Below are 13,804 nucleotides of genomic sequence, written 5' to 3' on the forward strand. Positions count from 1 at the left end.
CTTATTATTTTAGCGTTCGACTTTTAATACGGCTAAGAACGCTTCTTGCGGGATTTCTACGCTACCCACCTGTTTCATGCGTTTCTTACCTTCTTTCTGTTTAGACAGAAGTTTTTTCTTACGTGAAACGTCACCACCATAACACTTCGCCAATACGTTTTTACGCATCGCTTTTACAGTCGAACGGGCAATGATTTGTGCACCAATCGCTGCCTGAATCGCGACATCAAACATTTGACGCGGAATCAGGTCTTTCATTTTTTCAACCAGTGCAATACCACGATGACGTGCATCATTACGGTGACAAATCATCGCCAAGGCATCGACTTTTTCCCCATTGATCAAGACATCAACTTTTACCAAAGATGAGCTTTCAAAACGGACAAAGTTATAGTCGAGTGATGCAAAACCACGTGAACAAGACTTCAATTTATCAAAGAAGTCCATGACCACTTCGGCCATTGGAATTTCGAAAGTAATGGAAACCTGATTCGCCATAAACTTCATGTCTTTTTGTACACCACGGCGCTCAACACACAATGTCATGACATTACCTAGGTATTCTTGCGGCACAAGGATATGACATTCAGCAATCGGTTCACGTAAATCTTCAACCGTTGAACCATCAGGCATTTTGGATGGACTGTCGATATAAATGGTCTGGCCATTCTTCATCACCGCTTCATAAATTACGGTTGGTGCAGAAGAAATCAGGTCAAGATCGTACTCGCGTTCCAGACGTTCCTGTACGATTTCCATGTGCAGCATACCCAGGAAGCCACAACGGAAACCAAAACCGAGCGCATCTGAACTTTCAGGTTCAAAGAACAAGGCCGAGTCATTGATTTGTAGCTTATGCAAAGCTTCACGGAAAGGTTCAAAATCGCTGGCATCAATCGGGAATAGACCGGCATAAACCTGCGGTTTCACCTTTTTAAAGCCCGGTAATGTTGCAACTTCAGGCGTCGCTGCCAAGGTAATCGTATCACCGACCGGTGCGCCGAAAATATCTTTAATACCAGCAATCACAAAGCCAACTTCACCCGCTTCCAGCATACCGGTTTCAGTATGTTTCGGGTTAAAGATACCTACAGAGGTAATAATATGCGTTTGACCCGTTGATTTAATCAACATCTTGTCACCTTTACGCACACGACCTTGCTTGACACGTACCAGAGAAACGACACCCAGGTAATTATCAAACCATGAATCTACAATCAGGGCTTGTAACGGCGCTTCGCGATCACCCTCAGGTGCAGGAATTACATTGACCAGTGTTTCAAGCACACCCTCAATACCCAAACCTGTTTTTGCAGAACAGGTCGGCGCTTCTGTGGCTTCAATCCCGATGATGTCTTCAATTTCCTGAATCACACGTTCAGGTTCAGCTTGCGGCAAGTCGATCTTGTTCAGTACCGGAAGTACTTCCAGACCTTGTTCAATTGCGGTATAGCAGTTGGCAACAGACTGTGCTTCTACACCCTGTGCTGCATCTACAACCAGCAAAGCACCTTCACAGGCAGCGAGCGAGCGTGATACTTCATACGAGAAGTCGACGTGTCCCGGTGTATCAATAAAGTTCAACTGATACTCTTGACCGTTGGGATGAGTATAGTACAAGGTTACCGAAGTGGCTTTAATGGTAATCCCACGTTCGCGCTCAAGCTCCATTGAGTCAAGGACTTGAGCCTGCATTTCACGATCTTGCAAACCGCCACAAGTTTGAATAAAGCGATCCGCTAGGGTCGATTTACCGTGGTCAATGTGCGCAATAATCGAGAAGTTACGAATGTTTTTAATATCAACAGATTTTTTAGCTTGCGCCATGGGTTACCTTGAGAAAAAACACGCTATGTAATTTAAAAATATTACATAACAAAAGCCGAATAGAAATTGCGAAGGATTATAGCAGAATGGTGATCTAGAAAAAGAATTATATTTTTTCCTTTATTCCCTAGGTCGCGTACACCTCAGTCAGATGAAATCTGGATCACCATGATTAGAAAATAGCTCCCCAGCTCCACTTCTTCCTCAATATTATCAAAGTGTACTGATCAAACTGGAAAATGTTGCCTCATTAATCCAGATGTAAAGTTGAAAAGTCAAAAGGATTTACATGCTCTGAAAGTGGCTGATAAGCCTGAGTAAAAGTTGGTGACATACGTTTTGGACGCCCCGTGGCCATTTCGATACAAGCCCATTGCGTACTGCCGTTAAACAACAGGGTCTGATCCTGTGGTCGATAAAATGCGTATTGTCTAAAGGAATACAGGGCATTGATATCATTCAGCCAAGTGCGCAGAATAATCTCGTCTCCTTCAAAAGCTGCCTTGCGATATTGCACCTGATGTTCAACTGCGACCATGGCATGTTTCAGCTCTACATATTGCTTGAGTCCCAAGCCCAGTTTTTCAATATGAGCTGATGCGACATCCTGCATCCATTGCACATAGACCACATTGTTCACATGACCCAAACCATCAATATGTTTGGCTTGTACCTTTAAAGAAAGATCAAAAATACCACTCACTTTGCTGTTATCCTTTCCATGATTTTAAGGCTATAGAGTCTACCGAATTTATCGCTGGGGTAAATTGCAAAAAATAAAAAACCGCTTATACAAGCGGTCTTTCACAAAAATCTAGCAATTTTATGAGATACGCATCCCGACCACCGCAAGCTGCCCCTGACGAATCAAGGTCACGCGCGCGATGCTACCCTTTTTCAGTTCAGACACCTCTTGCACAAACTGATTTGAATTCAGTACTGTCTGGTTATTAATTTGGGTGATCACGTCATTCGGCATGATTCGTGCCTGTGCAGCAATACCACCTGGACGTACATCCTGAATCACCACACCGCCTTTAATTTCTAACCGCGCCAGCTCTGCCGGACTAAGATCACGAATTGAAACCCCGATTACCGGCCCTTTGTTCGGCTGTGCCTGTGTGCCTGCTTTTGCTGGCGTATCATCTGGTGCCGCACTTAAAGTCGCTGCAATACTACGACGTTTATCATCACGCAAGATTTCAAGCTGTACCTGCTGCTGGGGTGCAGTACGGTTCAGATAGTTCAACAACTCGCTGGTACGTGAAATTGGGGTACCGTTGTATTTTAAGATGACGTCACTGGCACGCAGACCTGCACGTGCAGCCGGTGAGTTTGGTGCAACTTGAGTTACCAGGGAACCTTCAGGTTTAGGCAGATTATAAGACTCTGCCAGATTACGGTCGATATCTTGCAAACTTACGCCCAGATAAGAGCGAGTCACTTTACCATTTTTCTTCAGCTGATCAGCAACTTCCATCGCGACATCAATCGGAATCGAGAAGGACAAACCCATATACCCACCGGTTCCACTAAAGATCCGTGAATTGACACCGACTACTTCACCACGCTGGTTAAACAGAGGACCACCGGAATTACCTGGGTTTAGAGCCACATCGGTCTGGATGAAAGGTACTGCAGTTTCACCCATCATATTCCGCATTTTGGCACTGACGATTCCGGCAGAAGCGGAATAATCAAAACCAAATGGCGAACCAATGGCGAGTACAGGCTCACCAACACGTAAGCGCCCCACATCACCCGTCCGTAATTCTGGGAAATTTGAACCATTTACCTTCAGCAAAGCTACGTCGGTACGTGCATCACTACCAACGACAGTGGCATCAATTTCACGGCGGTCATTCAAGGTAATTGTAACTTTGGAAGCATCCTCAACCACATGATGATTGGTCAGCAGATAACCATCTTTGCTGATAAAGAATGCACTGCCATAACCCGTCTTTTCCTGTGGCATACGCTGCTGCGGAATAATCACCTGATTGCCGAAAAAGCGACGAAGAATTTCCGGTACTTGTTGTTGTAAGAGCTCTTCTTCGCTCATTTTTTTAACGACATTGACACTGACCACCGCAGGACTGACCTGCTCGACCAGATTTGAAAAATCAACCGGCGTGACCGCCTGCAACTGTGCAGCACTCATGGTGAGGGTCGCTGCAAATAATCCTTTTTTTAAGTCTAGAATTTTCATATAAATTATTCACTCAAATTGTTGATAAATTTATGTAAATAGGTTTTATCACAAACACTTTAAAGTTTAAGTAATAATATGTTTCAAAACGTCGCTCTGGACAATATCTCATTATCAAAACCCTAAGTTAAGGCTTTGATTAATTTTTTTCATCAATAAATGAGCACTTCAACGCTTGCCTTTTGTACAAAAAAGCGCTGTTATTACCAAACTTTTTTAAAATTAGCTGATGGACATGTCTAATTTATCCCTTACCCATCAATTTGACGTCATTATTGTGGGCAGTGGCGGTGCTGGTTTGAGTTTAGCCTTATCGCTCCCAGATCATTTTAATATTGCAGTCTTGGCGAAATCCACCCTGACAGATGCCAGTACTTTTTATGCTCAAGGCGGCGTGGCCGCAGTCCTGGATGAAATGGATTCGATTGAACAGCATATTGATGACACCATGATTGCAGGCGCACAACTGTGTGAAATGGGTGCGGTTAAACAAACGGTAGAAGGTGGCAAACCCTCGGTTGATTTCCTGCTGAAACACGGTGTGCAATTTACCCTGGATGAACAGGAACAGTTACATCTCACCCGTGAAGGTGGTCATTCACAGCGCCGAATTATTCATGCGGCCGATGCCACGGGTCGTGCCATTTCCACTACTCTGGTACAACGCGCTCAAGAAAAACAGAATATTAAAATTTTTGAAAATTATATTGCGATTGACCTGATTTGTTCACAAAAGCTCGGTTTAGACGGTAATAATCGTGCTCTGGGTTTATATGCCCTGGATGAACAAACTGAAAAAGTGCATACCTTCTTGGCCCCATTTACCGCCCTAGCCTGTGGCGGTGCCATGAAAGCTTATTTATATACTTCAAATCCGGATATTGCCACGGGTGATGGTATTGCTATGGCCTATCGTGCCGGCTGCCGGGTGGCCAATATGGAATTTAACCAGTTTCACCCGACCTGCCTTTATCATCCACAAGCACGTTCTTTCCTGATCACTGAAGCAATGCGTGGCGAAGGCGCTTATCTGCGCCTGCCTGATGGTGAACGCTTTATGCTGCGTTTTGATGAACGCGCTGAACTTGCACCGCGTGATATCGTGGCACGTGCTATCGACTATGAAATCAAGCGTCTCGGTATTCGTCATGTCTGGCTGGACATTACCCATAAAGATGAAAGCTTTGTCAAAGAGCATTTCCCTACCCTGTATGCCCGTCTGCTTGAACTGGGTATTGATATTACCAAGGACATGATTCCAGTGGTTCCGGCAGCCCATTACACCTGCGGTGGCGTCGTGGTCGATGAACATAGCCAGACCGATATTGCCGGACTCTATGCAATTGGGGAAACTTCTTATACTGGCCTACATGGTGCTAACCGAATGGCAAGTAACTCACTTTTAGAATGTTTTGTCTATGGGATGAGTGCAGCCAAGCACATTCAGGAAAATTTTAAGGCCGATCAGCCAGCTCCTGCAGTCCCAACTTGGGATGATTCTCAGGTAACCAACCCCGATGAGGATGTGGTGATTCTGCAAAACTGGGATGAGTTACGTCAGACCATGTGGAACTATGTTGGCATTGTTCGCACCACCAAACGTCTGGAACGTGCGCTACATCGTATTGAAATGCTGAAAAAAGAAATTACCGAGTATTATCAGGATTACCAGGTCAGCAAAAACCTGATCGAGCTACGTAATCTGGTGCTAGTCTCCGAGATGATCGTGCGCTGTGCCATGCACCGCAAAGAATCTCGCGGTCTGCATTTCACCTTGGATTATCCCGAGCTGCTACCAGAACTACGCAAAACGGTCCTCGTCCCACCAAATTTTAAAGTGGAAACACCTTTGGTGAATTGTTAAAAGTGGATGGAGATAACATTCTTGGGTGATATCTCCTTTTCTTTTTAAATTTTTATCTGCTCAAATTTAGCTTAGGCTATTTACAATCAGTCTTCTATTTTTCAGCTAATTAACGTCGTGGTGGAATTGAATATGTTCCAGTCACATGCGCCACAGGTTCTTCATTATCTATCGAATAAATCCAGACTTCTCCCACGATCAGTGCCTTGCCGACCTTGATCAGCTTACACTCTCCCCGTATATCTGTTCCACCTGAAGGTTTACGTAAGAAGTTGATATTCAGATTGGTCGTGACAGCCAAACCGACCAATCCAATTTCACCCAGAATAGCGACATAAAGAGCAAAATCCGCCAAGGTCATCATGGTTGGGCCAGAAACTGTGCCGCCTGGACGCAATTCTTCTGATCTCACCTGATAAAGCAGAGTCGCTCCACACGGAGAAACGTCTTCAATCCGGCACTTCTGCAGACTTTGCGGAAATTCTTGTTTTAAAAATTGTTCTATTTCAGTTTTGGTCGTTTTCATATGATTAAAAAAATCTTCTATATCAGCCTTAATATAGAAGATTCTTCACAAATAAACCTAGAGAAAAATTAAATAAAAAGTATTTTAATTCCAAGCTTATTTTAAATAACTTAAGGCTTGTTCAAATACCTGCTCAGGGGTTTGAGTTGCATCCAGACGTTTAATCCGTTCAGGATGACGTTGCCACAAGCTTTCATAGCCTGCTCTCACTTTCTCAAAGAAAGTCACTTTCTCCTGCTCAAAGCGATCTAGCGCACCGCGTTCACGTGCTCGGTTCATCCCCAGTTCAATCGGTGCTTCTAACCAGAACGTGATGTCCGGCATACGTGCCACAAAATGCTCATTGAGTAACTGCAACTTGGTTTCGCTCAAACCCCGACCTGCACATTGATAGGCAAAGCTGGCATCGCTAAAACGGTCACACAGGACAATTTTCCCCGCTTCTAATGCAGGCAGAATCACTTGTGCCAGATGCTGGGCACGCGCTGCATACATCAATAACAGCTCGGTATCATGTGCCATGGTTTCTTCATGGTTCACAGCTAGCAACAGCGAGCGAATCTGCTCGGCCATTGGTGTTCCCCCCGGTTCTCGGGTGAGAATAACGTCCTTACCCTGTGCGATAAAACCTTCATAGATCGAACGAATGAGCGTGGTTTTACCTACACCTTCTGTGCCTTCAAAGCTAATAAACATACTCATTCCTTATTTTTCGAGCGTAAAATCGTCAGATATTCCTGTACGGCTTTATTGTGGTCATTCAGATTGCTCGTGAATTTGTGTCCACCATTACCGGTAGCAACAAAATACAGATTGTCAGAATTATCTGGGTGCATGGCTGCTTCAATGGCTTTCTTGCTTGGCAAGGCAATTGGCGTTGGTGGCAAACCTGAAATGGTATAGGTGTTATACGGTGTCGGTGTGCGTAAATCCTTGCGGGTAATATTGCCGTTATAGCTGTCACCCATTCCATAAATCACTGTTGGATCGGTCTGTAAACGCATGCCAATTTTTAAACGGCGTACAAATACCCCAGAAACCTGTTTTAATTCACGATCCACGCTGGTCTCTTTTTCAACAATCGATGCCATGATCAGCGCGTCATATTTATTCTGATATGGCAGATCAGCTGCACGTTTCGCCCACGCCTCATCCAGTGCTTTCATCTGGCGTTGATACAAATTGGTCAGAATTTTACGGTCAGTTTCACCTTTGGCAAAGAAATAAGTATCCGGTGCAAACAGCCCTTCAGGATGTGAAAACGGAATATTCAATTCTTTGAGTAATTGCGCGGTAGGCAGATGCAGCACTTCTTTAGTAACTAGATCATTTTTCTTCAGAGCACCAATCAGTTGCTTAAAGGTCGTGCCTTCAATTACCAGAATCCGGCTCATCTGTGCATTGTCTGCATCGGAAATCATCTCCAAAACCTGACGGATGCTCATGCCCTGACGCACTTCATACACGCCCGCTTTCATGGTGTCATGAATCATGATGCGCTGATACAGCTTGAGAATAATCGGGAAACTCACCTGATCTTCTGTGGCCAGACGATCAATAAAACCGGAATAGGTTTGACCAGATTCGATCGCGAGCAGCTGTTTTTTTCCTTCTACAGGATAATCCTTCCACAAACTGCTTTTCAGGATTAACGCCAAGATCAAAGCAATACCAATCAGGACTAAGGCAATTCCTTTGAAAGATGAGGAGAATCTCGCTTTATTTTTCTTTTTGGCTTTAGGTTTGGAAGCTGACATATTAAGACATCTGGTTTAATCGAAGACGGTTAAAAAGTTCAATACAAGCATTGCCATCCAAGGCGCGCTGCTCAAATTGTGTGACAATTTTCATCGGGCTGAGTGCATTGCAGAAAAACAGACTCCGAATATGGGAAATTTCATCCATACCGATATATCGTTGCTCATAGACAATACCCTGATCTTGCATACGTTGTAGAATTTCTGCACGCATGACACCGAAGACGCCATTATAACGGAGTTCTGGCGTAATCCATGTATTCTTTATAAGAATGAAACAATTACTGCTCACCCCTTCGACAATGCCACCTTGTACATCTGTCACTATTGCCTCAGGCCAGCCGCGTTGATCTGCTTCCTGTTTCAGTAAAACCTGCTCCAGGCGGTTCAGGGTTTTCAGTCCAACCAGACTGGGCATAGTCAATCCCACTGCCTGCTGCAATACGCCACTTTGAATCTGTTCAAACTTAAAATCCTGTATGTCTTGAGGATAATAAAACAGCCAGAGATCTGCGGGATGATCCGGCAAACTATAACCGCGCTGACCCACTCCACGACTGAGCACAATCTTTAATGTCCCGTTCAGCTTACCCTCTGATTCCCCGAGAAGCTGTAAACTTTCCGTGATCAGATCGAGATTGGCATTCAGGCTTAAGCTCTGATTGCTGTTTTGCAAACGTGTCAAATGACGATCATACAATTCAATCCGGTTATGTCGAATCCGGGCCGTAGTAAAACAGCCATCACCATAATGAAAGCCACGATCCAGCACCTCTATATGACTGACACGTTGGGCATTTTTTAAATACAGCATATTTTTACGGTCTCTAAAATATAAATTGAACAGTAATATCCAGGCTTCACCTATATATCTCTTTTACTCACATCCAATTCTTTTTTAATTATTTTTTATGCAAAAAAACTCAAGCTATTCTTGCCTCATCTAACAAAAGCTAAAAAACTTGAGGAAAAAATGAGCATTCGTAAATTAAAAATTGGGGTATTGGCAGCACTGGTATCAGCAAGCGCTTTTAGTGTCTCTGCAAAAGATTTCCTAAACGTTTCATATGACCCGACTCGTGAATTATATGACAATTTCAATAAGGAATTCAGCGCATACTGGAAAAAAACCACCGGTCAGGATATTAACTATAAACAGTCACATGGCGGTTCAGGCAAACAGGCACGTGCCGTGATTGACGGACTGGATGCCGATGTTGTAACACTGGCACTGGCAGCAGATATTGATGAAATTGCAGAACGTGGTTTGCTGCCTAAAGACTGGCAAAAGAAATTCCCGCAGAATTCGACACCCTATACTTCAACCATCGTTTTTCTTGTACGTAAAGGCAATCCAAAAGGAATCAAAGACTGGGGAGATCTGGTTAAACCAGGCGTAGACATTATTACCCCGAACCCAAAAACTTCAGGTGGTGCACGCTGGAATTATCTGGCTGCCTGGGCGTGGGCCAAACACCAGAAAGGTGGCAATGATGCCAAAGCACAAGACTTTGTCCGTCAAATCTACAAACAAACCAAAGTACTGGATTCGGGTGCACGTGGTGCTACCACGACTTTCGCTGAACGCGGGATTGGGGATGTATTACTGGCTTGGGAAAATGAAGCACATTTGGCCGTCCGCGAACAGCCGGGAAAATTTGAAATCATTACTCCTTCTCTGTCTATTCTGGCTGAACCACCCGTGGCAATCGTAGAAAAAAATGCCAAGAAAGATGGTAATGAACATCTGGCCAAAGCCTATTTAAATTACCTCTATTCACCTGCTGGACAGACTGTGGCGGCGAAAAACTTTTACCGTCCACGTAATGCGAATGTATTAAAGCAATACAGTACCGTATTCAAGTCCTTAAAACTGGTCACCATTGATAAAGAATTTGGTGGCTGGACCAAGGTTCAGAAACAGCATTTTGACAATGGCGGTGTGTTTGATCAGATTGTCAAAGCCAATCACGCAAAATAATACTTTAAATGCAGTTCATTATGGCCTTTATTCATAAGGCCATTCTTATTTCAAACACTTAAGAGCTTATTTATCTCTTTTTTTCATATAAAATTCATTTTTAATTATTTTTTATGCATAAAGAATAAGTTTATTCTGCGCTTATGTTACAGAACATATCAGAGATTCAGTCCAGATGAGCATTTCAAACACATTAAAACTTGGGGTTTTAGCAGCTGTTATCTCGGCAACCTCATTTGGTGCAGCAGCACGTGATTTTCTCAATGTATCCTATGATCCGACCCGTGAACTGTATGAAGATGTAAATAAGAATTTTGGCAAATATTGGGAAAGCCGTACCGGTCAAAAAATCAATTTCAAGCAATCGCATGGCGGTTCAGGCAAACAGGCACGTGCCGTGATTGATGGTCTGGATGCAGATATCGTAACGTTAGCATTGGCTGCCGATATTGATGTGCTGGCAGAAAAAGCTAAACTGTTACCTGCGGACTGGCAGAAGAAATTGCCGCAAAACTCGACGCCTTATACTTCAACCATCGTGTTCCTGGTGCGTAAAGGCAATCCGAAAGAGATTAAGGACTGGGGTGATCTGGTCAAACCGGGCGTAGCAATCATTACCCCAAACCCGAAAACTTCAGGCGGTGCACGCTGGAATTATCTGGCGGCTTGGGCTTGGGCCAAACATCAGGCGGGCGGCAACGATAAGACTGCGCAAGAATTTGTTCGTAAAATTTATAAAAATACCAAAGTTCTGGATTCCGGGGCACGTGGTTCAACCACGACCTTTGCTGAACGTGGCATTGGGGATGTTTTACTCGCATGGGAAAACGAAGCGCATTTAGCCCTTCGCGAACAGCCGGGCAAGTTTGAAATTATTACCCCTTCTCTGTCGATTCTGGCTGAGCCACCGGTGGCGATTGTAGAAAAAAATGCCAAGAAAAAAGGCAACCAGCACTTAGCTCAAGGTTATTTGAACTTCCTGTATTCGCCATTGGGTCAAGACCTGGCAGGTAAACATTATTATCGTCCACGTAATGCCAAAGTACTGGCCAAATACAGCCAAGTATTTAAGCCATTAAAACTGGTGACGGTTGATCAGGAATTTGGCGGCTGGAACAAAGTACAAAAGGTTCACTTTGAAAATGGTGGTGTATTTGACCAGATCGTTAAAGCCAACAGCGCGAAATAATCCTCCAGGCTGATTGATACAGGAGCATCGACATGATTCATACGCTTATCGTTCCCGGTGTAGGTGGCAGTGAATATAACCACTGGCAAACCTGCTTACAGCACCGGCTGATGCGATGCTCCCGTGTGCAGCAAAAGGACTGGAATCATCCGGTACTGGATGTCTGGGTGGCAGAATTTGTCAAAACTCTGCAAGCCATTCCAGCAGAGGTTCAGATTGTCGCGCACAGCTTTGGCTGTCTGACCAGTATTGCGGCCCTTGCCCGACATCCGGAACTCAATGCAAAAGTAAAAAATCTGCTATTGGTGGCACCGGCTAATCCGGCACGGTTTGGGGAAAATGGTTTTGCGCGCGACAGTCAGACTGACTACAGCACCTATTTTCAACAGCTCAAGCTTCAGGTGTCCACCACGTTATTGATCAGTGAAAATGATCCCTGGTTAAGTTTTGAAGATGCGCACATACTGGCCCAAGCTTGGAAAATCAAACCGATCAATCTGGGCGCAGTCGGTCATGTCAATGTCGCTTCTGGTTTTGGCCCTTTTCCTGAAATTGAACAATATCTGATTTCAGAAAACCCTATGCGCCATATCAGCAAAGTTGATGAGAGCAAGTATTATTTTAAATTTGCATTTTAGTCGCTGCAAACTATGCTTGTGCCAAATTTATTTTCTAATTTCGCTGGTTATTTTTAATCAGCATTCTCTCTTTTGAGGAGTAATCATGTCGCAGCGATCCCGAGTGCTGCCAGGATTTGGTCTTTCTCTAGGCTTTACCCTAGCGTATTTGTCATTAATCGTTTTGATCCCGCTGTCAGCTGTTTTTATTAAATCACTGGGCATTGGTTGGGATGGCTTATGGGAAATCCTGAGCTCTGAACGTATCTTGAAATCATTGCAGTTAAGCTTCACCGCAGCCATTGTCGCTGCACTGGTCAATGTAGTATTTGGCCTGTTACTGGCGTGGTGTCTGGTACGTTACAGCTTTCCGGGCAAACGTATTGTCGATGCTCTGGTAGATTTGCCTTTTGCCTTACCCACTGCGGTTGCGGGTATTGCCCTGACCTCTTTATATGCACCGACCGGCTGGATTGGTCAATATTTAGAACCAATTGGCATTCAAGTCGCTTATACCCCGATTGGTATTACACTGGCATTGATCTTTATTGGTCTGCCTTTTGTAGTGCGTACGGTTCAGCCAGTCCTTAGCGATCTGGAAACCGAACTGGAAGAAGCTGCATCTGCATTGGGTGCCAACCGTTTTCAGATTGTGACCAAAGTGATTTTCCCAATTCTGCTGCCTGCGCTGATCACTGGCTTCGCTTTAGCCTTTGCCCGTGGTGTCGGTGAATATGGTTCGGTCATCTTTATTGCCGGTAACCAGCCTTTTGAAACGGAAATTGCACCCTTAATGATTATTTCTCGTTTAGAAGAATATGACTATGCTGGTGCAACCACGATTGCTGTCGTCATGCTACTGATTTCCTTCGTGATGCTATTCCTGATTAACTTATTACAGGCATGGGCCAGCCGTCGTACTGGGAGAACTGCGCGATGAGTTTAAATACCAACAGCAATGCGCTGGCTGAAAAGTTGCAATCCCGTGATGCAACCCGTGAGCCAACTTGGGTACGTTATACGCTGCTCACTATTGCCTTAATCTTCTTTTTAAGCTGCCTGATTCTGCCCTTGATTCTGGTTTTTGTTGAAGCCTTTAAACAAGGGGTTGGCGTTTATACCCAAGCGCTGGTGCATCCGGATACTCTGTCGGCAGTAAAACTTACCTTGCTGACGGCTGCAATCGCAGTACCGCTCAACGTCGTATTTGGTGTTGCGGCAGCCTGGTCTGTAGCGAAGTTCAACTTTCCGGGGAAATCATTCCTGACCACCATTATTGATCTCCCTTTCTCGGTTTCACCTGTGATCGCGGGTATGATGCTGGTGCTGATTTTTGGTACCCAAGGCTGGATGGGCTCCTGGCTGATGGATCATGATATCAAGATCCTTTATGCGGTGCCTGCGATTGTCCTGGCGACTATCTTCATTACGGTACCTTTTGTTGCACGTGAGCTGATTCCGTTAATGGAAGCACAAGGGACCGAAGAAGAAGAAGCTGCGATTGTACTCGGTGCATCTGGCTGGCAGACTTTCTGGAAAGTGACCCTGCCCAATATCAAATGGGGTCTGATCTACGGCGTGATTCTGTGTAATGCGCGGGCTATGGGTGAATTTGGTGCGGTGTCGGTGGTTTCCGGCCATATCCGTGGTGAAACCAACACCTTACCGCTACACGTCGAAATTCTTTATAACGAATATACCTTTAGTGCTGCGTTTGCCGTGTCTTCGCTTCTGGCTCTCCTCGCAATTGTAACCCTGATTTTAAAAACATGGGTGGAACTGCGCCAGGAAAAACAAGACAAACGTAATGAAGATTCAACAGTTTCTTAAGGAA

General features: G+C 44.6%; 13 protein-coding genes. 6 read left to right on the forward strand and 7 right to left on the reverse strand.

Annotation, left to right across the window (positions count from 1 at the left end):
- Positions 1 to 9: 9 nt before the first annotated feature.
- From lepA to I6L24_RS14165, 3 genes are all read right to left on the reverse strand, one after another.
- Entirely contained in the window at positions 10 to 1,827 is a 1,818-nt protein-coding gene (gene lepA / locus I6L24_RS14155) for a translation elongation factor 4 (protein WP_004731667.1), read from the reverse strand.
- Positions 1,828 to 2,077: 250 nt separating this feature from the next.
- On the reverse strand, positions 2,078 to 2,530 hold the full coding sequence (locus I6L24_RS14160) for an acyl-CoA thioesterase (protein ID WP_004645622.1): 453 nt from the start codon (positions 2,528 to 2,530) through the stop codon (positions 2,078 to 2,080).
- Between the two features lie 120 nt (positions 2,531 to 2,650).
- On the reverse strand, positions 2,651 to 4,036 hold the full coding sequence (locus I6L24_RS14165) for a Do family serine endopeptidase (protein WP_129717233.1): 1,386 nt from the start codon (positions 4,034 to 4,036) through the stop codon (positions 2,651 to 2,653).
- A 229-nt stretch (positions 4,037 to 4,265) separates the two neighbouring features.
- Here I6L24_RS14165 and nadB point away from each other — a divergent pair, with 229 nt between their 5' ends.
- A complete protein-coding gene (gene nadB / locus I6L24_RS14170; protein ID WP_171488344.1) occupies positions 4,266 to 5,900 on the forward strand; it encodes an L-aspartate oxidase in 1,635 nt (544 codons plus the stop codon).
- A gap of 109 nt (positions 5,901 to 6,009) precedes the next feature.
- Here the strand turns inward: nadB and I6L24_RS14175 are convergent, their stop codons facing one another.
- From I6L24_RS14175 to pabC, 4 genes are all read right to left on the reverse strand, one after another.
- Positions 6,010 to 6,426 carry a PaaI family thioesterase gene (locus I6L24_RS14175; RefSeq protein WP_148334591.1) on the reverse strand — a complete coding sequence of 139 codons (417 nt, stop codon included), beginning with the start codon at positions 6,424 to 6,426 and terminating at the stop codon, positions 6,010 to 6,012.
- 96 nt (positions 6,427 to 6,522) lie between these two features.
- Positions 6,523 to 7,122: a dTMP kinase gene (gene tmk, locus I6L24_RS14180; protein WP_005265770.1), complete on the reverse strand. Its 600-nt coding sequence runs from the start codon at positions 7,120 to 7,122 to the stop codon at positions 6,523 to 6,525.
- Between the two features lie 2 nt (positions 7,123 to 7,124).
- Positions 7,125 to 8,183 carry an endolytic transglycosylase MltG gene (mltG, locus tag I6L24_RS14185; protein ID WP_148334593.1) on the reverse strand — a complete coding sequence of 353 codons (1,059 nt, stop codon included), beginning with the start codon at positions 8,181 to 8,183 and terminating at the stop codon, positions 7,125 to 7,127.
- Position 8,184: 1 nt separating this feature from the next.
- A complete protein-coding gene (gene pabC, locus I6L24_RS14190; RefSeq protein WP_005103808.1) occupies positions 8,185 to 8,997 on the reverse strand; it encodes an aminodeoxychorismate lyase in 813 nt (270 codons plus the stop codon).
- A 159-nt stretch (positions 8,998 to 9,156) separates the two neighbouring features.
- Between pabC and I6L24_RS14195 the strand changes: the two genes are divergently transcribed.
- The 5 genes from I6L24_RS14195 to cysW all read left to right on the forward strand — a co-directional run bounded on the left by I6L24_RS14195 (position 9,157) and on the right by cysW (position 13,800).
- Positions 9,157 to 10,164: a sulfate ABC transporter substrate-binding protein gene (locus I6L24_RS14195; protein WP_004645630.1), complete on the forward strand. Its 1,008-nt coding sequence runs from the start codon at positions 9,157 to 9,159 to the stop codon at positions 10,162 to 10,164.
- A 175-nt stretch (positions 10,165 to 10,339) separates the two neighbouring features.
- Positions 10,340 to 11,353 (forward strand): sulfate ABC transporter substrate-binding protein, encoded by a 1,014-nt coding sequence (locus I6L24_RS14200; protein ID WP_148334595.1) that lies wholly within the window; start codon positions 10,340 to 10,342, stop codon positions 11,351 to 11,353.
- 32 nt (positions 11,354 to 11,385) lie between these two features.
- On the forward strand, positions 11,386 to 11,991 hold the full coding sequence (locus tag I6L24_RS14205) for an RBBP9/YdeN family alpha/beta hydrolase (RefSeq protein WP_148334597.1): 606 nt from the start codon (positions 11,386 to 11,388) through the stop codon (positions 11,989 to 11,991).
- An 85-nt stretch (positions 11,992 to 12,076) separates the two neighbouring features.
- Positions 12,077 to 12,910: a sulfate ABC transporter permease subunit CysT gene (gene cysT / locus I6L24_RS14210; protein WP_004279076.1), complete on the forward strand. Its 834-nt coding sequence runs from the start codon at positions 12,077 to 12,079 to the stop codon at positions 12,908 to 12,910.
- The gene (cysW, locus tag I6L24_RS14215; RefSeq protein WP_004279077.1) at positions 12,907 to 13,800 is read left to right on the forward strand and encodes a sulfate ABC transporter permease subunit CysW; all 894 of its coding nucleotides are present in this window, start codon (positions 12,907 to 12,909) and stop codon (positions 13,798 to 13,800) included. The genes cysT and cysW overlap by 4 nt, the downstream gene beginning before the upstream one ends.
- Positions 13,801 to 13,804 lie beyond the last annotated feature (4 nt).

The sequence above is a fragment of the Acinetobacter lwoffii genome (assembly GCF_019048525.1).
In the GTDB taxonomy this organism is placed as follows: Bacteria; Pseudomonadota; Gammaproteobacteria; order Pseudomonadales; family Moraxellaceae; genus Acinetobacter; species Acinetobacter lwoffii_K.

Excerpts from the sequence above, each read along its gene's own strand:
- lepA (WP_004731667.1), bottom strand. The coding sequence starts at position 1,827 with ATGGCGCAAGCTAAAAAATCTGTTGATATTAAAAACATTCGTAACTTC.
- I6L24_RS14165 (WP_129717233.1), bottom strand. The coding sequence starts at position 4,036 with ATGAAAATTCTAGACTTAAAAAAAGGATTATTTGCAGCGACCCTCACC.
- nadB (WP_171488344.1), top strand. The coding sequence starts at position 4,266 with ATGGACATGTCTAATTTATCCCTTACCCATCAATTTGACGTCATTATT.
- I6L24_RS14175 (WP_148334591.1), bottom strand. The coding sequence starts at position 6,426 with ATGAAAACGACCAAAACTGAAATAGAACAATTTTTAAAACAAGAATTT.
- tmk (WP_005265770.1), bottom strand. The coding sequence starts at position 7,122 with ATGTTTATTAGCTTTGAAGGCACAGAAGGTGTAGGTAAAACCACGCTC.
- mltG (WP_148334593.1), bottom strand. The coding sequence starts at position 8,183 with ATGTCAGCTTCCAAACCTAAAGCCAAAAAGAAAAATAAAGCGAGATTC.
- pabC (WP_005103808.1), bottom strand. The coding sequence starts at position 8,997 with ATGCTGTATTTAAAAAATGCCCAACGTGTCAGTCATATAGAGGTGCTG.
- I6L24_RS14195 (WP_004645630.1), top strand. The coding sequence starts at position 9,157 with ATGAGCATTCGTAAATTAAAAATTGGGGTATTGGCAGCACTGGTATCA.
- I6L24_RS14200 (WP_148334595.1), top strand. The coding sequence starts at position 10,340 with ATGAGCATTTCAAACACATTAAAACTTGGGGTTTTAGCAGCTGTTATC.
- I6L24_RS14205 (WP_148334597.1), top strand. The coding sequence starts at position 11,386 with ATGATTCATACGCTTATCGTTCCCGGTGTAGGTGGCAGTGAATATAAC.
- cysT (WP_004279076.1), top strand. The coding sequence starts at position 12,077 with ATGTCGCAGCGATCCCGAGTGCTGCCAGGATTTGGTCTTTCTCTAGGC.
- cysW (WP_004279077.1), top strand. The coding sequence starts at position 12,907 with ATGAGTTTAAATACCAACAGCAATGCGCTGGCTGAAAAGTTGCAATCC.